The organism is Streptomyces sp. NPDC001617 (assembly GCF_053596855.1).
The window spans coordinates 58,806-79,016 of record NZ_JBSFHA010000014.1; the positions used below are offsets into that span (position 1 = coordinate 58,806).

General features: G+C 70.8%; 12 protein-coding genes and 1 tRNA gene. 3 read left to right on the plus strand and 10 right to left on the minus strand.

Going from position 1 to position 20,211, the window contains the following annotated elements:
* The first annotated feature begins 10 nt into the window (after window positions 1-10).
* Window positions 11-84: transfer RNA gene (locus ACWC09_RS13605), tRNA-Pro, on the plus strand.
* A 266-nt stretch (window positions 85-350) separates the two neighbouring features.
* Here the strand turns inward: ACWC09_RS13605 and ACWC09_RS13610 are convergent.
* The 4 genes from ACWC09_RS13610 to ACWC09_RS13625 form a co-directional block, all read right to left on the minus strand.
* On the minus strand, window positions 351-2,639 hold the full coding sequence (locus tag ACWC09_RS13610) for an FtsX-like permease family protein (RefSeq protein WP_450850689.1): 2,289 nt from the start codon (window positions 2,637-2,639) through the stop codon (window positions 351-353).
* Complete coding sequence (locus ACWC09_RS13615; protein WP_450850776.1) at window positions 2,636-3,229, minus strand: ABC transporter ATP-binding protein; 594 nt, start codon at window positions 3,227-3,229, stop codon at window positions 2,636-2,638. Before ACWC09_RS13615 ends, ACWC09_RS13610 begins: the two co-directional genes overlap by 4 nt.
* Before the next feature lie 158 nt (window positions 3,230-3,387).
* Window positions 3,388-3,798, minus strand: a complete 411-nt coding sequence (locus tag ACWC09_RS13620) for a hypothetical protein (RefSeq protein WP_450850690.1) — start codon at window positions 3,796-3,798, stop codon at window positions 3,388-3,390.
* 211 nt (window positions 3,799-4,009) lie between these two features.
* Window positions 4,010-4,873 (minus strand): winged helix-turn-helix transcriptional regulator, encoded by an 864-nt coding sequence (locus ACWC09_RS13625; protein ID WP_450850691.1) that lies wholly within the window; start codon window positions 4,871-4,873, stop codon window positions 4,010-4,012.
* 110 nt (window positions 4,874-4,983) lie between these two features.
* Between ACWC09_RS13625 and eno the strand changes: the two genes are divergently transcribed.
* Window positions 4,984-6,267 (plus strand): phosphopyruvate hydratase, encoded by a 1,284-nt coding sequence (eno, locus tag ACWC09_RS13630; protein ID WP_450850692.1) that lies wholly within the window; start codon window positions 4,984-4,986, stop codon window positions 6,265-6,267.
* Window positions 6,268-6,345: 78 nt separating this feature from the next.
* Here the strand turns inward: eno and ACWC09_RS13635 are convergent, their stop codons facing one another.
* From ACWC09_RS13635 to ACWC09_RS13645, 3 genes are all read right to left on the minus strand, one after another.
* Window positions 6,346-11,007 (minus strand): DNA repair ATPase, encoded by a 4,662-nt coding sequence (locus tag ACWC09_RS13635; protein WP_450850693.1) that lies wholly within the window; start codon window positions 11,005-11,007, stop codon window positions 6,346-6,348.
* 80 nt (window positions 11,008-11,087) lie between these two features.
* Complete coding sequence (locus tag ACWC09_RS13640) at window positions 11,088-13,199, minus strand: flotillin family protein (protein ID WP_450850694.1); 2,112 nt, start codon at window positions 13,197-13,199, stop codon at window positions 11,088-11,090.
* Window positions 13,200-13,267: 68 nt separating this feature from the next.
* Entirely contained in the window at window positions 13,268-13,882 is a 615-nt protein-coding gene (locus tag ACWC09_RS13645; protein WP_450850777.1) for a hypothetical protein, read from the minus strand.
* A gap of 194 nt (window positions 13,883-14,076) precedes the next feature.
* On the opposite strand from ACWC09_RS13645, the gene ACWC09_RS13650 reads away from it, so the two are divergent.
* The gene (locus tag ACWC09_RS13650; RefSeq protein WP_450850695.1) at window positions 14,077-15,135 is read left to right on the plus strand and encodes a PucR family transcriptional regulator; all 1,059 of its coding nucleotides are present in this window, start codon (window positions 14,077-14,079) and stop codon (window positions 15,133-15,135) included.
* Window position 15,136: 1 nt separating this feature from the next.
* Here ACWC09_RS13650 and ACWC09_RS13655 read toward each other — a convergent pair whose 3' ends face one another.
* From ACWC09_RS13655 to ACWC09_RS13665, 3 genes are all read right to left on the minus strand, one after another.
* A complete protein-coding gene (locus ACWC09_RS13655) occupies window positions 15,137-18,130 on the minus strand; it encodes a glycine--tRNA ligase (RefSeq protein ID WP_450850696.1) in 2,994 nt (997 codons plus the stop codon).
* Window positions 18,131-18,206: 76 nt separating this feature from the next.
* On the minus strand, window positions 18,207-18,995 hold the full coding sequence (locus ACWC09_RS13660) for a TIGR03943 family putative permease subunit (RefSeq protein ID WP_450850697.1): 789 nt from the start codon (window positions 18,993-18,995) through the stop codon (window positions 18,207-18,209).
* A complete protein-coding gene (locus ACWC09_RS13665) occupies window positions 18,992-20,182 on the minus strand; it encodes a permease (protein ID WP_450850698.1) in 1,191 nt (396 codons plus the stop codon). The genes ACWC09_RS13660 and ACWC09_RS13665 overlap by 4 nt, the downstream gene beginning before the upstream one ends.
* Between the last annotated feature and the right edge of the window lie 29 nt (window positions 20,183-20,211).

Genomic DNA, 20,211 nt, shown 5'->3' on the forward strand with positions numbered 1-20,211 from the left:
GCAGCGACATCGGGGTGTAGCGCAGCTTGGCAGCGCGCTTCGTTCGGGACGAAGAGGTCGTGGGTTCAAATCCCGCCACCCCGACAGTGAAACACCAGGTGAGGCACCTCCCAAATTTGGGAGGTGCCTCACCTGTTTCGTCTGAGTGTCTTTCTGCGTGACTACCGCTCCGGGTCCCGCTTGAAGATTCCGTCCATGGCCACGGCGCTGGTCTGGATAACGGGCCGGATCTGCTTCCGGTAGACCTCCTCCGGCCCCCGCGCTCACGGACCGGACCGGGACCTCGATGTCGCCGGCTGTGCGAGGTACGACGGGCCCGACCGGTTCTTCCGGTCGGGGCCGTTCGTCCGTCAGTCGCGGCGGATCAGTTCCGGGTCGATTCGGCGGCCGACCAGTGGCAGTGAGCCCGCCGCCGCCGCACCCACCGCCCCCGCTGCCGCCAGGAGCAGCAGGGGGATGCCGGCGACGTCCCAGCGGATGGTGCCGCCGCCGGTGATCAGGTAGCTCGATTCGGCCAGTTTTCCGGTGATGACGGCCAGGGCGAGGCCGAGGGCGAGTGGTAGCACCACCTGGAGGCACTGCACGGTTCTCATCGTCCGTGCCCGTGCCCCGATCAACGTGACGGCGGTGACCTGGGCCCGGCGCTCGACCGCGCGGTCGGTCACCGAGACCAGGAAGGCGGCCACACCGATGAGCAGCCCCATGATCATGCCGAGGGCGAGAAGGGTTTCGACGACCGAGATCTGTTCGAGTCCCTGGACGTTCAACCCGACCAGTTCCACCTCGGCGATGGGGGCGATGGCTCCGATGCCGTCCAGGACACCGCGCACCGTGCCGGGTTCCGAGCTGCTGGTGAGGACGAGCTCCGCGTCACGGGGGCGAGTGTGTTCGGGCAGCGCCGAGGGTGGGACGAGGAGGACGGCGTTCTGGACGGAGGACGCCGAGTAGCCGCGGTAGACGATGTGTTCGACGGGGAGCGGGATGTCCAGGTGATCGGTCCTGGCCGCGGAGAAGCGGAAGCGGAAGGAGGTGCCCGGCCTCATGCCCGATCCGACGCTCGAGTTGGGGTCCACGAGCCGCATCACCTTGCCGTCCACGCAGCCCTCGGCGCGCTCGACCATCCGGTCCAGCTGGGCGCACGTGGCGACCAGGGCGGTGGCCGACGAGGCGAACGCCGCGTCCGGACGCTGCCTGTTGAGATCGACCCAGGAGTTCATCATGAGGGCGTGGGTGCGTACGCCGGCCACGCCGCCGAGGTCCCGCTGCTGCTGCGCGGTGATGCCGGACAGGGAGAGGGAGTAGTCCTGTACGGGGCCGTCCGGTCGGGTGACCTGTTCGAGCTGGATGAGGACGCCCTGTGCGAGGGAGGCGGCGTAGACGAGGAGGACGAGTCCGGTGACGACCCGCATCGTGCTCCCGGGTTCCGCCTCGTTGCGCCGCATCGCCAGGTTGAGGGTGATGGACTGGGTGGTCCGTGCCACGCGGCGGGCGAGGACGTACGAGAGCAAGGGGAGCGTCAGCACGAGGCCGACTCCGGTCAGCACGACGCCGCCGACCACGAGCGGCGCGTTCAGGCCCACGCTCGAGGCGGGATGCCCCAGCAGAGCACTGGCGCAGTAGCCGGACACGATGCCCAGGCCTACGACGAGGAGCAGGCCGCCCCACTTGGACGGTGATCGCGGTACGGCGGTCCGCCGTACCGCCAGCGGATCGGCGGTGGCCTCTCGCGCGCTCTTCCGGCCGACGAACCAGGCCAGCGCCGGGCAGCCGATCAGACATACGGCGACCGTGGTCGTCGACAGGGCGCCGTCGCTCGGATACCACCGCAGCGCGGGCAGACCGGTCCGGGACATCAGCTGGTTGAGAACCCAGTACTCGCCCAGGCCGAGCACCGCTCCCAGCAGCGCGGCAACGACGGTCTCGGCCGCGTTGACCCGCTGCGTGCCCTTCCTGCTGAGGCCGAGCAGCCGTAGCGCCGCCAGGCGACGCGTGCGGCTGGCGGCCGAGAGACGGGCACAGACGGACAGGAAGATGGCCAGGGGCAGGAGGACCAGGGTGGCCAGGGCGAACCGCACGTCCGTCAGCGTGGACGGTTCCACGGCGGGGAACGGTGCGTAGTCGTACCCGAATCCCTTCAGGGTCCGTCCCTCGCCGGCGATCCGGTCGCGTGTGGTGCCGACGTACGCGTACAGCTCGTCGGGGTGGGCGAGCCCGTCCTGCGTGATGGTGCCCGTCTCACGCCCCGGCAGCAGCCCCTTGAGGGCGGGCGACTCGCGCAGGAGGTCGTGGACGCGCGGCGAGACGAACAGCTCGCCGGGGCCGGGGAGTCGGGTCAGGCCAGGAGGGGCCGACCGGGTGCCCTGGGTGCCCCGGGCGATGAAGACACGGGTGAACGACTTCGATCCGTACGCGTCGGAGCGCTGGACGACGAGCGTGCCGTCCGCCGGTCCTCTGGACGTGGTGACGGGTTGCCGGGCCGCGGCACGACCGTCGTGGGCGTGCAGGATCGCCGGAATGGTGAGGACGAGAGCCAGGCAGCAGACGCCGATCGAGCCTCCGGCCGCCATCAGGAAGAAACGGACGCGGTTGCCTCGTCCCCCGCCGAAGAGGAGCCGCAGACCGAGCAGGAACTCCGTCACACCGCACCTCGGGGGGTGAGGACTCCGTCGGCCATCGTGTACCGGGTGTCCGCCTGCGCCGCCACGCCGTGATCGTGCGTGACCAGGATGACGGCGGTGCCCTGCGAGCGGGCCAGGTCGAGGAACTCCTTGAGTACGGTGGAGGCGTTGGCGCTGTCCAGGGAGCCCGTCGGCTCGTCCGCGAAGACGAGCGCGGGCCGGTGGACCAGTGCCCTTGCCACGGCGACGCGCTGGCTCTGGCCGCCCGAGACCTGTGAGGGCCGGCGCTCGCGCAGCTCGCCGAGGCCGAGCCGCTCGAGTACCTCGCCGGCTCGGGCGAGGGCGGGCCGCTTCCGCTGCCCGGCGAGACGCAGGGGCAGCGCCGTGTTCTCCTCGACGGTCAGTTCCGGGAGCAGTTCGCCGTACTGGAAGACGAAGCCGAAGCGTTCCCGGCGCAGGGTGCTGATCTCGTCGTCGGAGAGGTCGCCGAGCGCGCGCCCTTCGAAGCGGACCTGACCGCGGGTGGTGGGCAGGACGCCGGCCAGGCAGTAGAGCAGTGAGGACTTGCCGGAGCCGCTCTGTCCGGTGATCGCCACGACCTCTCCCGGCATGACCGAGAGGTGGGCGTCGCGGACGGCCGGCTGGCTGCCGTAGGAGAGGTCGACACCGACGGCTGAGAGTATGTCTGACGTGCTGATGGCTTCCCCCAAAGAAGCATGCGGGCCCAGGGGCGTGTGCCCCTGGGCCCGAGGTCCCGCCGGAGCGCTGCCTACCTCTGGTAGTGCTTCGTCGGCGAGCAGTTGTCAGGGTTGAGCGAGCCCTTGTCACGGCAGACGCGTATGTAGGCGTCGTCGGTGTGCAGGACGTCGCCGTCCCAGTTGATCTCGTCGAGCGGGACGCTCTGCTTCTGCTTGCCGTTGTAACGGCTCCAGTCATACCCGTCCACGCGCACCTGCATGTAGACGTTGTGACCGTCGCCGTTGTCGGTGTCGTTCAGGTTGCCCGCCCACTCGAAACCGCCCTTGTGCTGGCTCGAGGGCCAGAAGGCGTACTCCCCGCTGGTGAACGAGGCGCCGCCCGTGGAGAGCGTCGGAATGGTGTGCCATGAGACGGCGACTGCCGTCCCGGCGCTGACGGCGAACAGGCCTGCGGCGATCGCGCCGACTGCCAACTTGCGCATGGATTCCTCCCGTTTTTCTGCAAAGCCCCGGATGGTCAGGTCCAGGGCCGTCGAGACGCTAGCAGCCGCGAAGGGAGGACATGGACATGATCAACTCCGATCCGTCCGCTTTCGATCACTTTTCCAGCCGGGATTCTTTACTGCCCCTTGGCCGCTGATTGACGATCTCCCTGTTTGCCGCGGAACAGCAAAGCGGAGTCCTCGTTGCCCGTCAGACCGTCCGCGCGCACTCCCCCGCCAGCCGCAGGCTCTCCTCCACCGCCCCCGGGATGTCCACGACCGGGTACAGCGCATGCCGCACGGTCCGCTCCGGGTCGATGATCAGGATCAGGCGTTTGTGGCGGAGTCGTCCCGCACCGCGGAACGTCGGGAGCCTCAGTGCCGCGGTCAACTCGTGGGCGGCGTCGGAGAGGAGGGGGTACGGGAGGTTCTCGGCACGAATGAACTCCGCCTGTTCGCAGGCAAGTTGGGTACTGGTTCCGCGCACCTCCACGCCCGACCGCCGGAAGTCCGGCCAGGCCTCCCTGAACAGCCGGTTCTCCAGCGTGCAACCCGCGGCGCCCGGGATCGGGCCCCACTCGACGCCCGTGCCGGGGTAGGTGAACAGGACAGTGGCGGACGCCTCCGGGGGAACCACGGGGAGCAACCCCCTCTCCCCGCCCGGCAGTTCGAGGTCGTCCGGCACCCTCGTGCCCACCAGTCCGTGCACCCGCGCATGCTCGGCCCCGTCCACGTCCGCCGTCGCCGTGAGGGTCCCGTCCCCCAGCACCCAACGGTCGCCCCAGTCCTGCATCGCGACCAGCAGGGGCAACAGCGCCGCCCCCGCGTCGGTGAGCAGGTACTCGTAGCGCACCGGGCGTCGCTGATAGAGGCTGCGCCGCAGTACCCCGCTCGCGACCAGCCGTCCGAGCCGCTCGGTCAGCACCTTGCGGGACAGGCCGATCTCGGAGGCGAGCGCGTCGAAACGGACGCGGCCGCGGGCGATCTCGCGCAGCACCAGGACGTTCCACCAGTCGCCCAGGACGAGGGCGGCCTGGGCGATGCCACAGGTCTCGTCGGCGTTGTGCATCCTCATGCACTCATAGTAAGTTCCCTTTCGGGACTCACTTTGTTTCGTGAGTGAACTTTCGGGTGAACGTTCGAACGAACCTTCAGGATGAACTCTCAGGACTGAGGAGTTGCAGCGTGACTGTCATCAGCCGGGTCGTCGCACGGGAGATCATCGACAGCCGGGGGAATCCGACCGTCGAGGTGGACGTGGAACTGAAGGACGGGTCGCTCGGTCGCGCGGCCGTCCCGTCCGGGGCTTCCACCGGGGCCCGCGAGGCGGTGGAGCTGCGGGACGGCGACCCGACTCGCTTCCACGGCAAGGGAGTTCGGCGGGCCATGGACGCCGTGAACGAGAGCGTCGCGGACGCAGTGATCGGGCTCGACGCCGAGGACCAGGCGACCGTCGACCGCACGATGATCGAGCTGGACGGCACGGACGCCAAGTCCCGGCTCGGCGCCAACGCCCTGCTCGGCGTCTCCCTGGCCACCGCCAAGGCCGCCGCGGCCGCCCACCGGCTCCCGCTGTACCGCTACGTCGGCGGGGTCGACGCCCTTCTGCTGCCGGTGCCGATGATGAACATCGTCAACGGCGGTGCCCACGCCGACAATCCGCTCGACTTCCAGGAGTTCATGATCGCGCCCGTCGGCGCGGCCACCTTCGCCGAGGCCGTCCGTATGGGCTCCGAGGTCTTCCACACCCTGCGCCGGAACCTGCTCGCCGCCGGCCACAGCGTGAACGTCGGCGACGAGGGCGGTTTCGCACCCGACCTGCGCACCGCCGAGGAGGCGCTGGACTTCGTCGTACGGGCCGTCGAGCAGACCGGGTACAAGCCCGGCACCGACATCACCCTCGTCATGGACCCGGCCACGTCCGAGTTCTTCCGTGACGGCGTCTACGACTACACGGGCGAGGGCGTCCGCCGCACCCCCGCCGAGCACGCCGACTACCTCGCCACCCTCGTCGACCGCTACCCCGTCGCCTCCATCGAGGACCCGATGGCCGAGGACGACCACGCGGGCTGGCGCGAGCTGACCGCCCGGCTCGGCGACCGCTGCCAGCTCACCGGCGACGACGTCTTCTGCACCAACGAGACGCTGCTGCGGGCGGGAATCCGGGACGGGATCGCCAACTCGATCCTGGTGAAGGTCAATCAGATCGGTACGTTGACGGAGACGCTGGCCACGGTGGGCACCGCGCACCGCGCCGGGTACACGGTCGTGATGTCCCACCGCTCCGGCGAGACCGAGGACACCACCATCGCCGACCTCGCCGTCGCCACCGGGTGCGGGCAGATCAAGACGGGATCGCTGTCGCGCGCGGACCGGACCGCCAAGTACAACCAACTCGTCCGGATCGAGGAGGAGTTGGGGGCGCAGGCTCGGTACGCGGGGCGGGCGGCGTTGGGGTTGCGGGCCTGACGGGACTGCAGTGGATGTGCGGCTACCGCCGCGTGGGCGCGAAAACCACGACGGACCCGCACCCGCCCACGCACCCCCCTAGGCACGACCATAGGCGTCCTTCAACACCCCCCAACGCACCACCTCTTCAGCCGTCATGACCCCCCGCAGCTCCGCCAGCTTCAGCAGGTTCGCCTCCGCGTCCGTCGTCAGGGTCTGGGCCTCGGCACGGTAGTGGTCGTCGACCACGGCGGCGAGTTCCGCGGCGTTCATGACCGGCTGAATGCGTTGGGCGATCTTGTTCAGGTTGCGGTAGGAGCCCTGGAGTCGGAACGGCGGCTCGGTGCGGGTGGTGTCGGACTGGGCGGCGGAGGCGATGTAGGCCGCGTTGACGGACAGGACCGTGTCGCGGGCGGTGAGGAGGTGGCGCAGGACGGAGAGAACGCGGTCGAGTTCGGCGGGGGCGTAGGGATGGGTGAGTCGGTCCGCCGAGGCCGTGGGGTCGGCTTCCGCCAGGCGGACCAACAGGTCCAGGTCGGCGCGGGGGCGGGTCGCCACGGGAGCCAGCGTCGGGTTCGAGGTCAGGGCGTTCTCCACGAAGCTCAGCGCGAAGACCGCCTCCTTGCCGGTCAGGACGTCGCCCAGATTCCACACGTCGGCGCGGTTGGCCAGCATGTCGGGAACGTGGAAGCGGGTTCCCGACTCGGTGTAGGGGTTGCCGGACATGCAGACGGCGAAGCGTTTGCCGCGCAGGTCGTGACCTTCGATGCGGCGCGTGGAGTCGCACAACGGGACGAACTTCTGCAGGAGTTCGGGCGACGTGTGCTGGATGTCGTCCAGGTACAGCAAGGTGTTGTTGCCCGCCGCCAGCGCGAATCGGATCTTCTCGACCTCCCGGCGGGCCGTGGCGTTCGGAGCGTCGGCGGGGTCGAGGGACGTGACCCCGTGGCCCAGCGCGGGCCCGTCGACCTTGACCAGGACCAGGCCCAGGCGGTCCGCCACGTACTCCATGAGCGTCGTCTTCCCGTAGCCGGGAGGGGAGATGAGCAGGAGCAGCCCGCCGACCCCGGCCTCCCCCGTCGCGCCCAGCTGCTTGGCCAGGCTGTCGCCGATCAGCGGCAGATAGACCTCGTCGATGAGGCGGTTGCGGACGAAGCTCGTCATCACACGGGGCCGGTGGTCGTCCAGCCGGATCCGCTCCCGCTCGGCGGTCACCAACGCCGTGCGCTGCCGCTGGTACGCGCGATGGGCCGGAACCTCAGAGGCCCCGAACTCCCCCGTCCTGGAGAGGAATTCGTCGATACGAAGAGGGAGGACACCGGAGCGGATACGGGGATGGCTGCCCAACAGCCCCTCCACCGTCGCCGTCAGGGGGGCGTCGGACTCGTAGCGCGGCAGGCCGGGGCAGAGTTCCGCCGCGACCGCCTCGGCCAGGTCGTCCGGGGAGAGGTCGACGGCGCCGCTCGTCGTGGCGTACGCCGAGAGCCAGGCCTGGACGAGTTGGCGGCGGGCGGCCGGGTCGTCGAGGGCGGTCAGGTCGTCGTCATAGGCCGACGTGCCCACCGTGTGGCGGAACTTGTCGAGGAACTCGCGGGTGCCGAGAGTGATCACGAAACCGTCCGGGCCGGTCGTCAGCTCCTCGAAGAGGTACGCCGCCGCCGTCGCGTCTCCCATCTCGGAACCCAGTTCGGCGCAGAAGTCGGCGATCGCCGGGACCAGTCCGAAGGTGTCCCTCGCGCGTGCCAGCGACCGCGCCCGCCGCGTCCAGACCTCTCGCGCCTCGGGAGTGCTGCCGTGCGCCCAGAAGAGGTGGGCGACGGCCCGCGCGGAGGGCGGGTGGCGCAGCAGGCCCGCGGCCGAGTGCAGGCGCAGCACCGCCGCGAGGATCGCCGTCGCGTCATGGTCGTGGACACCCCGCTCGTAGCCTTCGTCGTACGACTCCTGCGCCTCCCGTCGGACCAGCTCCGCGAGGTCGGTCTCGGCCAGGGCCTGCGGGCCGTGTTCGGCGAGGAGGCGGGCGGCGAGGTGTTCGGCCCGGTAGACCTCGGGGGACTCCGAGGGCAGGGGACGTCCCCAGTAGGGGCGGGTGGCCGCGAAGGCGGGGTCCGTGACCGGGGAGCGGTAGTCCGTGCCGGTGACGGCGAAGGCCAGCCCGTCGGTGCCGTACGGGACCAGCGTGAGGTCGAGGGGCTCGGTGTTGACGGCGAAACGGTGGCGCCCCAGACGCAGGGTGCGCCCCGCGTCGGCGTACAGGTCGGTGCGGTCGCGCAGGGCGCGGCCGGCCTCCTGGCGGGCGGCGGCGAGGCGGCCGTCCAGTTCCTCGGCCCGACTCCGGTCGCCGAGGGCGCGCAGGTCGTCGGCGGTGCGGCGGACCTTGGCGACCATGGGGTCGGAGGCGAAGTACGTGCTGATCGACTCGGCGTCGGACAAGGCAACAGCCCGGCGGGACACCGTCTCCAGCACACGATCGGCGGAAGCCACGAGTTGCTCGGCGCGACGGGCCCGCTCGTCGGCCAGGGTCTGCTTCCGGGCCGCGAAGGTCTCGTAGATCTCCGTCCGCTTGTCCGCCAGCTCGGCGAGGAAGTCGTCGAAGTCGGTGAAGCGGGTCTCCAGGTTCTCCAACTGCACCAACAGGCCGGCCAGTTGGGCGTCGCAGGAGCCGGGGTCGGGGGCGTCGGCCAGCGCCCCGGTCACCGACTGCCCCAGCAACGCCATCCCGGCCGCGAACTCCGCCCTGCCTTCCCGGTCCTGAAGCTCCCGGCGACGGCCTTCCAGCACGGCCCGCGCACGGTTGACCCCGCCCAGCACCTCGGCGACCCGCTCCAGGACCGACGTACGGACCGTGGCGTCCGCGATGTCCAGGGCGGCCACGACCTCGGTGACGGTGCGCAGTCGACCGGCGAGTTCGTCGAGACGGGTGGCGAGAGGGGCCGCGCCGGCGACCGTGGCGAGCTCACCCGCCTCCCCCACCAGTGCCTCGATGTCCCCGTGATACCCCGCGAAGGCGTCCTCGCGCGCCAGTGCCGCCACCGCCCGCTGCCCGAACGACGCCAGGTCCGCCCCGACCTCCGCCGCGAGGGCGTCGATACGGGCGGTGTCGGCGTACCGCAGGTCCTTCAGCGTCAGCAACCGGCCCTGGGACCGGCGCAGTTCGGTCAGGCCGGTGACCCAGGCAGCGGCGTCCCGAGGGACCTCGCCGCGCAGGCGTCGTACGAGAGCCGTGACGCGGTCGGATGCCTCGGTCAGGGCGTCGGCGGCCTGGCGGGTGAGGGTCTGGACGGTCTCGAACTCGGTCAGGACCTGCTCGGCGGTGCTGCGGACGGCGTCCAACGGGGCGCGCAGATCGCCGAGTTCGGGGTCGCCGAGCCAGTGGTGGGTGTCCGTCGCGCGGACGCAGGCGGCGACCAGCGCCTCGTACACCTCGGTCGTCGGGGTCATCTCGGCGGCGGTGGCGGTGAGGGTACGGCAGTCGGAGATGCCCCGGACGAGGTCGGCGTTGCCGACGCGGGCGAGGGGGCCGGTGCCGGTGGGGTGGGCGTCGGACGCGTACGGGGTGGTCCAGAGCTGGACCGGGTGGACACGGGCCGGCTCATCGGTCTCCGCGCGCAGGACCACCAGCCCACCGTCCTCGAAGAGCGCCCATCCGTCGCAGGTCAGCGGGATCGCCACCTCCTTGCGGACCAGGTTGTACGACAGCAGGAGGCTGCGGCCGGTCGCACGGGCGTGGTAGGCGAAGAGGACGTCCTCGCCGTTGGGTGAGCGCACCGTCCGCTCGAATGCCAGGCCGTCGGTGTCCACGCCGTCGAAGGTCTTGTACGCGCCCGTGGCCAGGCAGTAGCCGCCGGGGAAGACGATGCCCTGGTCCTCGGGGAGGCGGCGGCACGACCCGCCGATGCCGTCGAGGCGGACGACCGTCCTGGTGAGGGTGTTGAAGACCAGGTATCGGTGGACATCCTCCTTGTAGGGCAGGATGTCGACGAGAATCAGCGCCCCCACGCGCGCGTACGCGACGGACGCGTCGGCGAGGGACTGCAGCGGCTCGGCGACGGGCTCGGAGTAGATGCCCTCGGCCGTCTCGGTGTTGTTCTCGACCTTGACCGTGAGGGTGCCGCCGACCGTGCCGACGTACACCTCGCCCTCGATGGAGACATGCGGGTGACGGCCGAGGACGTGGTCCTCGCGGGTGGTCTCCGTCCAGGTGAAGTCGTGGGCCGGCGGGAAGGTGTCGTCGCGTTCGCCGCGTGCGTCGAGGAAGGAGACCCGGCCGTCGGCGGCGACCGTCCAGCGCAGCACGCGGATGTCGGCGGTCTGCTCGCCGGTCTGGAAGACGGCGAGCACCCTGCCGTCCGTCCGCCGGAGCTGGAGGAGGCGGGTGTCGCGGTAGTAGCGGTGCAGCTCGGCGGACTCGCGGAGGAAGGCGGGGTCGTCGAGGAGGCCGGGGACCGTGTCGGGCGGGAGCGGACCGAGGTCGCGGCCGTGGAGGGAGAGCACCTCGCCGGCTCTGCCCGCGGTGTCGGCACCGAACAGCAGCACATCACCGACCGCCACCACGTCCCGCGCCAGACAGGGCCGTTCGGTGCGGATGCGTCCCGTACCGCCGAGCTCCAGCCGAGTCGAGCCGAACTCCTCGACGCGGCGGGCGTTGAGCGCGTCGGTGCGGCGGGCGAGCTCGGCGGCCTGGGCGGTGAGGCGGTCGCGCAGTACCTCGTAGGCGCCGTCGCCCGGCGCCTCGTACGAACCGGTGTCCGAACCGGTGGTCATGGAGCCCTCTCAGTACGTAGGGGACATCTCGTTCCGGAGCCGCCGTCCCCTCGTGCGGCGGCTCCGGAACAGTCGGTGGGTCAGGCCCTGGCGCTGCCGTTCAGGGCCGCGAGCGGGGTGTCCGCGACACCCAACTCCCCTGCCTTGTCCAGCAGTTGCCGTAGTGCGGCCGAGTCCGCCCCACCCGTCTTCATCAGCTTCAGCAGCAGGGCCGAGACGGTCAGGTTCTGCACATCCGCGGTGGAGACCGAGCCCAGCACCCGGCTCATGTCCTCCGGGAAGCTCGCCGTGCCGTCCAGCCAGGGCCCGGCCAGGGCCTGTGCGGTGCGGGAGTTGTCCATGAACCCGTCGACCCCCTTGCCCAGCGAGATCGCCGACATCAGCCGGTCGAAGAACACGGACTCGCCGCCCACGATGTCGATGTCGGCGTTCTCCAGCCCGGTCGCCAGGACCGTGGCCTGCGCCTCGGCGACCTGCCGCTGCATGTCGAGGCCGGCCAGCCGGACCTCCTTCTCCGCCGCGAGCCGCAGCCGGTACTCCTCGTGGCCGCGGGAGGCGTCGTCCAGGGCGGCCATCGCGACCGCCTTCTGGTTCAGGCCCTCCGCCTCGGCCTTGAGCTTCTCGCCGATACCGGTGGCCTCCGCGAGCGCCTTGGCCCGCGCACCCTCCGCCTCGGCGCGGAGCCTGGCCTCGGCGCCCTCGGCCTCCGCGAGCGTCCTGGCCCGGGTGCCCTCGGCCTCGGCCCGCAGCCGCGCCTCCGTGGCCACGGCCTCCGCGCGCCCGGCCTTCTCGGTGACCTCGGCCTCCTTGTCGCGGACCTGTACGGCCGCCAGACCGGCCGCGGCCTGCTCCGCCTGGACGCCCTCCGCGAGCCGCAGCTTGGCGCGGGCGTCGAGGTCGGCGGACTTCAACCGGGCCTCGGCGAGGGTGAGTTGCTCGGCGGCCCGGTGCTTGGCCGCGGACTCGGCGGCCTCGGCGGCCTTGATGTCCTTGACCAGCTTCTCCTGTGCCTCCGCCTCTGCGGCGATGATCACCGACTGCCGCTCGCGCTCGGCCTCCTCGACCACCCGCAGTTTCTTGATGGCCTCCTCCTGCTCGGCGACCGTGCGGTCCACGGCGATCCGCTCCCGGATGACGTCCGCGACCTCGCGCCGCTCGGCCTCGACCTCCTTGTCCTTGGCGATCCCGGACAGGGCGGTCTCCCGCTCGCGCGCGATGACCTCCAGCAGGCGGTCCTTCTCGATGCGCTCGTTCTCCACGGCGATGACCCGCTCGCGGTTCTTCTGCGCGACGGCGATCTCGCGTGCCTGGTTCTCACGCTGCACGCCGAGTTGCTCCTCGGTGCGGAGGAACGCGGTCTGTGCGCCCAGCCGTTCCTCCTCCTGCACACGCGCGGTGACGGCCTCCTCCTTGGCGCGCAGCGTCTCCACCTCGCGCCGCTGCCTGATCTCGGCCTCGGCCTGCCGGCGCTCCAGCTCCAGAATGGTCTCCCGGGCCTCGACGTTCTGCCGGGTGATCTCCTTCTGCTCGGTGCGCTGGAACTCGTTCGTGCGGACGTGCTCGACCGTCGTCAGCTCGGTGATCTTCCGGATGCCCTGGGCGTCGAGGATGTTCGCCGCGTCCAGCTGGGTCATCGGGGTCTGTTCGAGGAAGTCGATGGCCGCGTCGTCGAGGTGGTAGCCGTTGAGGTCGGTGCCGATGACCTGGATGATCCGGTCCCGGAATTCCTCGCGTTTGGTGTAGAGGTCGACGAAGTCCAGTTGCTTGCCGACGGTCTTGAGGGCCTCGGAGAACTTGGCCGCGAAGAAGTCCTGGATCGCCGCCGGGTCGCTCGCCGTCGCCGTACCGATCGCCTGGGCGACCTTGATGACGTCCTCGACGGTCTTGTTGACCCGTACGAAGAAGCTGATGTGGATGTCGGCACGGATGTTGTCCCGGCAGATCAGGCCCTCGCGACCGGTGCGGCGGATCTCGATCGTCTTCACCGAGATGTCCATGTACTCGGCCTTGTGCAGCACCGGCAGGACGACCGCCCCGGTGAAGGTGACGTCGACCCTCTTCGTCTTGGAGATGATCAGCGCCCGGCCCTGCTCCACCTTGCGGAACAGCCGGCCGACGACCAGCAGCAGGGTGAGCGCGATGAGCAGCACGACGGCGACGAGCACGCCGATGCCCACGGTGATGGCGTTCATGACATGAGTCCTCGTGAGTCCTCGAAGGAAGAGAAAGGTGGGGCCTTGCGGACGTGAGTCCGGTGCGATCACCCGGAGTTGGGGTGCGGGTCCAGCGCGCTGTCATAGGGCGCGACCCAGAAGAACTCGCCTGCTTCGTCGTAGGCGTAGAGCAGTCCCGTGCTGCCGCTGCGCAGGGCGTCATCGCCCGTCTGCCGCACCTGGACCAGCGCGCTGGAGCCGTCGGCCGGCCTGACCTCGGCCTGGCCGAAGCGGCCGTCGACCCGTCCCGTGCGGATGGTGCAGGTCAGGCCGACGAAGTCCTGGCGGGAGGGCCCGGTCACCTCGGGGAAGAGATGGCGCAGCGGCCGTACCAGAATCCGGGTCGCGCGCCAGGCCACCAGCACCGCGCCGGCCAGGATCGCCGCCTTCAGCGGGACGCGTACGAGTCCCGTCGGCGCCAGCGGATCCAGCAGCACGCTCGCGCTCAGGCTGACGAACCATCCCACGGCCGTGAGCAGTGAGAAGGCGACCGTCACCGGGACGCCGCCCATCCCCCACGCGTCGAAGTGCTGGTGGCCGTGGAAGCCGTGGTGGTCGGCCGCGCCGACGGCCGTCAGCAGCCAGAAGACGACGACCACGACGAGCGCCGAGGTGAACAGGATGGTGGGAAACCCCGCGGCGGCCGCGAGAAACGCCCCCATGATTCCCAGCCCCCGTTCCCGGGTCCCGATGCCGGTGTCCGGCATCGGGACCTTCCGTCGTGCTCCCCTGGGGCTCATGGTGCGCGCCGTTCGTGCGCCCGCGCATTGCCGGTTTCCGGCAGTGTTCATTAGGGTTTCGATGCCGGGCAGCGCTAAGAAACCGTCACCGGCGCGTCAAGAAAACGGGGGCCGAGGTGGCGGAGCATGAGATACCCGACCAGTATCTGGACGGGTATGCCCAGCTGCTGGCGGACGTCTCGGCCACCGGGCGCCGCCTGACCCGCGACGAGCTGGAGACCCGGCGCACGCTGGGCGAGAGGGCCGCCGAGGCCGGTCACGGCCTGCGCGCGCTGGTCAGCGCCCATCTCGCCGCGACCCGCGCCGCCTGGCCCACCACCCCCGGCTCGGCCGACAGCACCCTCGCGGCCGTGCAGCAGGTCGTGGACGCGTTCGCCGAGGGCTACGAACACGCCCAACTGCTCGCCGTACGCCAGGAGGAAGCCGCGCGCCGGGAGTTCATCGACGACCTCCTCTACGGCCGCAGCGACCTCGGCCATCTCGCCGAACGCGCCGAACGCTTCGGCCTGCGCCTCTCCCACGCCCACGCCGTCGCGGTCGCGGTCGGCTCCACACCGTACGACGAGGGCGCGCCGGTCCTGCGCCGCGTCGAGCGGTCCCTCAACTCCCGCTTCGGCGAACGCAACATCCTGGTGACCACCAAGGACGGCCGGCTGCTGTGCATCGCGCCGGGCGACCAGGACGAGGTCCTCGCCTACTTCGCCAAGCAGGCGTACGCGGCCACGGACGGCGGGCGGGTCGCCATCGGGCGGCCGCACCACGGTGCCGGTGGGGTCGTGCAGTCCTACGAGGAGGCGCTCAACACCCTTGATCTGGCGGGTCGGTTGGCGTTGGAGGGGCCGGTGCTGCGGGCCGCCGACATGCTGGTGTATCCGGTGCTGACCCGGGACCGGCAGGCGATGGCCGACCTCGTGGAGGACGCGCTGGGCCCGCTGACGACGGCTCGGGGCGGCGCCGAGCCGCTGCTGGTCACGCTTGCCGCCTACTTCGACTGCGGGTGTGTGGCGGCCGAGGCGGCTCGGCGACTGTCCTTGAGCGTGCGGGCGTTGACGTATCGGCTGGAGCGGATCCAGAAACTCACCGGGGCAGATCCGACCGACCCCGCTCACCGCTACATGTTGCAGACGGCGGTGATCGGGGCGCGGTTGCTGGACTGGCCGACGAAAGAGCTCTGATCTACAAGGCACTCCACTGGAGCGTGTCGTTCACCAGGTGGGCCACCTCCGACAGCAGGGACAGCCGGGCCGCCCGGATCTCCAGGTCCGGGTCCATGACCAGCACCCCCTCGAAGAAGGCGTCGATCGTCGCGACCAGCGGAGCCGAGGCCTCCACCAGCGCCGTGAGGTCGTCCTCGCGGCCCTGGAGGGCCTGGCGGACGGACTCGGTCGCCTCGGCGAGGGCCAGTTCCGCGGGGGCGGTGAGGAGGGTGCGGTCCGCGTCCTTCGGCTGGTCCTCCGGAAGGATCCGCACCACCCGTTGAAGCGCCGCCACCAGTGCCGTGAACTCCTCGGTGTCCACGTGCCGTTCGAGCGCCGCCAGTACGCGGTCGCCCTGCGCCGGGCGGTCCGCCCACACCCGTACGGCCTGCACCAGCCGGTGCTCGTGGCCCGCGTCCACCAGCTGCTGCTCATAGCGGCGGGCGATCAACTCGGCGGCCTCGGTGAGGCGTTCGGCCGGGATCTCGATGCCCTGGGCCGCGTACCGGGCCGCCGCCGCACGGAGACCGTCGGTCACCGCGAGGCCGGCCGTCGCGGGCACCGCGCGCAGGACGTTGACCAGCCCGATGGCGGCCCTGCGCACCCCGTACGGGTCGGAGCTTCCCGTCGGCACCGCACCGATCACGAACATGCCCGTGACCAGGTCGAACCGGTCGGCGAGCGAGAGGACCGCGCCCGCGTCGGAGGCCGGCAGCGCGCCGCCCGCCGCCCGCGGCATCTCCATCTCGGCCAGCGCCCGTGCCACCGCCTCCGGCTCACCGGCGCGACGGGCGTACTCCTCCGCCATCACCCCCGCGAGCCCGGAGAACTCGACCACCATCTGCGAGGCCAGATCGAACTTCGCCAGCTCACCGGCCCGGCGGACAGTGGCCAGCGTGTCCTCCACCAGCCCCGCGGTGGTGGCGAGTTCGAGGGCGAGCGCGGCGATCCGTCCGGCGCGGTCGGCCACCGTGCCCAGCCGGTCCTCGAAGGTCAGCTGGTCCAGCCGGCCCCGGAACTCGGCCGGCGCCACCTTCAGATCGGCCCGCCAGAAGAAGGCCGCGTCCTCGTAACGCGCCCGCAGCACCGCCTCGTTGCCCGCCCGGACGACGTCGTCGTCACAGGCGCCGTTGGCGAAGGTGATGAAGTGCGGCATGAGCTGGTCGCCCTGCAGCACCGGCAGATAGCGCTGGTGCTTGCGCATGACGGTGGTGAGCACGCTCGTCGGCAGTTCGAGGTAGCGCTCCTCGAAGGAGCCCAGCACCGGGTGCGGGAACTCCAGGATGTCGGTGATCTCGTCGATCAGGCCGGCCTGGGCCTCCGCGTCGATACGCCCGCCGACCTCCACCGCCAGCCGCTCGGCGCCGCGCACCACCGCGTCGTACCGCACCTCCCGCTCCAGCACGATGCCGTGCATCCGCAGGAAGTGGGAGTAGCCCTCCGCGGTCGTCACATGGACGACCGGGTCGGCGGCGGTGCGGTGGACGCGGGTGGTGGTACCGGAGGCGAGCGCGGAGACCGTCACGGGGAGCGGGGTGCGGCCCAGCAGCGCGAGCAGCCAGCGGACCGGGCGGGAGAAGGAGAGGTTCGGGTCGCTCCAGCGCATGTTCCGGGAGGCGCGCAGGCCGGAGACCACCTCGGAGAGCAGGTCGCTGAGCACCTCGGGCGCCGGGCGGCCCGGCTCCTCGCGGGTGACCGCCACGTAGTCGGTGCCCTTGACGGTGACCGTCCTGACGGCCTCGGGCTCGACGCCCTGGCTGCGGGCGAAGCCCAGCAGGGCCTGCGTGGGAGCGCCTTCCTTGTAGGCGGCGGCCGCCTTCGGCCCCCGTACGGTCTTCTCGGTGTCCGCCTCGCGCGGCTGCACCGCCTCCACCGTGACGACGACCCGGCGCGGGGTGGCCATGACGGTGATCGTGCCGTGCTTGAGACGGGTGGCGGCCAGCCTGGTGGTGATCGACTCCCGTACCGCGTCGGTGGTGGCGACGACATCCGCGTACGGCAGCTCCTCCAGGCCGATCTCGAACAGCAGCGTCTCGGGGCGGGACATGGCCGGCAGGGCGGCGCGCACCGCCGGGGCGGGGTCCGGGGTCACCCCGAGGGGGTGGCCGAGGGCCGTGCGGCGCGCGGCCCACAGCTTGGCCGACTCATGGGTCAGGCCGCGCATCAGCGAGAACGACTTGGCGCGCTCGGTGGTGCTGATCGCTCCGCGCGCGTCCAGGACGTTGAAGGTGTGGCTGCACTTGAGGACGTACAGGTACGCCGGGACCGGCAGCTCCAGGTCCAGCAGGCGCCGCGCCTCGGACGCGTAGGCCTCGAAGAGCTTGTGGTTCGTCTCCACGTCGGCGTCGTCGAGGTAGTAGCGGCTCATCTCGTACTCGTTCTGGCCGAACACCTCGCCGTAGGTGATGCCGGGCGCGTAGACGATGTCCTTGAAGTGGGAGACGCCCTGGAGGTTCATCAGGATGCGTTCGAGGCCGTAGGTGATCTCGACCGACACCGGGTTCAGGGAGACCCCGCCGACCTGCTGGAAGTAGGTGAACTGGGTGATCTCCATGCCGTCCAGCCAGACCTCCCAGCCCAGCCCCCAGGCGCCGAGCGCGGGCGAGGCCCAGTTGTCCTCGACGAACCGGATGTCATGCGCGGTGAGGTCGACGCCGAGGGCCCGGAGGCTGCCGAGATACAGCTCCTGCGGATTGCCCGGGTCCGGCTTGAGGATCACCTGGAACTGGGTGTGCGTCTGCAGGCGGTTCGGGTTCTCGCCATAGCGGGAGTCGTCGGGCCGCACGCTGGGCTCGACGTACGCCACGCTCCACGGCTCCGGGCCGATCACCCGGAGCGCCGTGGACGGGTTGGCCGTACCCGCGCCGACCTCCGTGTTCAACGGCTGCGTGATCAGGCAACCGTTGGCGCTCCAGTAGTTCTGGAGCGTGAGGATGGCGTCCTGCATGGTCAACGGGGTGTGGCCGGTCGTCATGGGGCGTCATGATGTCACAGGGCCGACTTCCGTGACCTGCTGTTTCTTGGCGTGGACAGCTCTGTACACAGGCGCGTCAGTTGTTCCAGCTCTCGTCGTACGGGTCCTTCGGCGTCGGCACCGGGGACGCGGACGTCACCTGGAAGTACGGGATGGGGCCGTTGTTGACCGGGTCCTTGGTCTGCCTGGCGGTGTAGGTCCCGGTGACCTCGAGCCACTTGTCGGGCTGGAGGACGGGCGGGATCTTGCCGGTGAGCGCGATCTTGACCGGCTGGGCGTCCGCCGCACAGCAGTTGAGGGCCATGCGGACCAGGTAGGGAGCGCCGGCGTGGTCGAGGGCGACGAAACCGGTGATCTTGATCGGGCGGCCCTCTATGAAGCGGCCGTGGTCGTAGACGGCCCGGGTCGCGTAGTCGACCACATTGAGGTCGAGAGGACCGGTGGCGGGCAACTTGTTGTAGCCGTACGGCTGTTGCAGGGCCGTACCGGTGCGCATCGCGCTGTAGGAGCCGAGGGCGGGCGGGGCGACGAGGATCAGGGCGAGAAGGGGCAGGACCAGGAGCCAGGAGATGCGGGTTTCGTGGTGGACATGGCCGTGGTCGTCCCCGTGTTCATGCTCTTGGGCATGGGCATGGGCATGGGCATGGTCTTGGGCACGGGCATCGCCGTGGGTGTCGTCCTTCCTCCGGTTCCGCCACTCGTACCAGACCGTCGCCAGCGCCGTCGCGATCAGTACCGCGCCCGAGGCCAGCAACAGCGGTTGCAGTCCCGCCTTGACGTAGCGCAGGTAGAGGTTGGTGAAACCGGCGTGCAGCAGGGCCGCGCCGGTCAGGAACAGGATCGCCGCCTGGGCCTGCCGGTTCACAGGAGCACCGCCCCGGTCAGGACCGCGCCCGCGATCGCGAGGCAGAAGGTGGCGGGGGCGAAGCGCAGCGCGAAGCCGCGGCCGAAGGTGCCGGCCTGCATCGCGAAGAGCTTGAGGTCGATCATCGGGCCGACGACCAGGAACGCCAGCTTCGCGGTGAGCGAGAACTGCGTCAGCGACGCCGCCACGAACGCGTCCGCCTCCGAGCAGATCGACAGCAGTACGGCGAGGATCGCGAGCGCGAGGATGGCGACGACCGGGTTGTCCGCCGCCGTACGCAGCCAGCTCGCCGGGGCCACCGCCTTCAGCGTCGCCGCGGCCATCGCGCCGATGACCAGGAAGCCGCCCGCGTGCATCACGTCGTGCCGGACCGAGCCCCAGAAGGCGGCGCCCTTGCTCTGCCCCTCGTAGTGCGGGCGCTCCGGCGGCCTCAACCAGTCGGTACGGCCGACACGTTGCCACAGCCAGCCCATCACACAGGCCACGAGCAGGCTGGCGACGAAGCGGGCCAGGACCATTTCGGGGTTGCGGGGGAAGGCGACGGCGGTGGCGGTCAGCACGATCGGGTTGATCGCGGGGGCGGAGAGGAGGAAGGCCAGCGCGGCGGCGGGGGTCACGCCCCGGCGCACGAGCGCTCCGGCCACGGGGACCGACGCGCACTCGCAGCCGGGCAGCACCGCGCCCGCCATGCCCGCCACCGGAACGGCGAGGGCCGGCCTCTTCGGCAGGGCGCGTGCGAAGAACGACGGCGGCACGAACACCGCGATCGCCGCCGAGAGCAGCACACCGAGCACCAGGAAGGGCAACGCCTGCACGAGCACGGCGACGAAGACCGTCATCCAGCTCTGCATCACAGGCGCGGAGAGGGCGCCGCGGATGGGGCCCTGGAGCAGCACGAGGAGAAGCAGAAGCATGGTCAGGACGAGAGAGGACCGCGAGTCCTTGGTTTCCGGTCCGTTCTTCGCTTCCGGTGCGTTCTTGACTTCCGGTGCGTTCTTGACTTCCGGTGCGTTCTTGACTTCCGGTGCGTTCTTGACTTCCGGTGGGCTCTTGGCGTCCTGACCGGCCCTGGGTGAATCCTCGGTCCGGTGACCGGCCCGGGGGGTCTCGTCCGGCTTCGGCTCCGGCGCACCCCGCACCGGCTCATGGCTGTCCGCCCCCGTGGGGGCCGGCTTGGTGATGGCCACAGGCTCGGTACCTCCGGTGGTGCGCTGCG

Bases quoted from the DNA above. Each gene is read 5' to 3' on its own strand.
- ACWC09_RS13635 (WP_450850693.1), bottom strand. From the start codon at position 11,007: ATGACCACCGGTTCGGACACCGGTTCGTACGAGGCGCCGGGCGACGGC.
- ACWC09_RS13620 (WP_450850690.1), bottom strand. From the start codon at position 3,798: ATGCGCAAGTTGGCAGTCGGCGCGATCGCCGCAGGCCTGTTCGCCGTC.
- ACWC09_RS13655 (WP_450850696.1), bottom strand. From the start codon at position 18,130: ATGACGACCGGCCACACCCCGTTGACCATGCAGGACGCCATCCTCACG.
- ACWC09_RS13645 (WP_450850777.1), bottom strand. From the start codon at position 13,882: ATGGGGGCGTTTCTCGCGGCCGCCGCGGGGTTTCCCACCATCCTGTTC.
- ACWC09_RS13615 (WP_450850776.1), bottom strand. From the start codon at position 3,229: ATGCCGGGAGAGGTCGTGGCGATCACCGGACAGAGCGGCTCCGGCAAG.
- ACWC09_RS13640 (WP_450850694.1), bottom strand. From the start codon at position 13,199: ATGAACGCCATCACCGTGGGCATCGGCGTGCTCGTCGCCGTCGTGCTG.
- ACWC09_RS13625 (WP_450850691.1), bottom strand. From the start codon at position 4,873: ATGAGGATGCACAACGCCGACGAGACCTGTGGCATCGCCCAGGCCGCC.